The organism is Stenotrophomonas sp. SrG (assembly GCF_050031795.1).
Taxonomy (GTDB): domain Bacteria; phylum Pseudomonadota; class Gammaproteobacteria; order Xanthomonadales; family Xanthomonadaceae; genus Stenotrophomonas; species Stenotrophomonas rhizophila_A.
On record NZ_JBNBBE010000620.1, the window covers coordinates 1 to 250 of the forward strand.

Sequence of the window (250 nt, forward strand, 5' to 3'; positions counted from 1 at the left end):
TGCGCCTGGCCGAACGCGGCCTGTACCCCGCCCGGCCCAACCCGATGGTCGGCTGCGTCATCGCGCACGGCGCCCGGGTGGTCGGCGAGGGCTGGCACCAGCGCACCGGTGGCCCGCACGCCGAAGTGTTCGCGCTGCGCCCGGCCGGCGAGGAGGCGCGCGGTGCCACCGCCTACGTGCCCCTGGACCCCTGCGCCCATCACGGGCGCACCCCGCCGTGCGCGCTGGCAGTGATCGAGGCCGGGGTCGC

1 pseudogene is annotated in these 250 nt (G+C 78.4%); it reads left to right on the forward strand.

From position 1 onward, the window contains the following. Nucleotides 1-250: pseudogene (locus ACQG3P_RS21065) on the forward strand (bifunctional diaminohydroxyphosphoribosylaminopyrimidine deaminase/5-amino-6-(5-phosphoribosylamino)uracil reductase RibD); the annotation flags it as partial.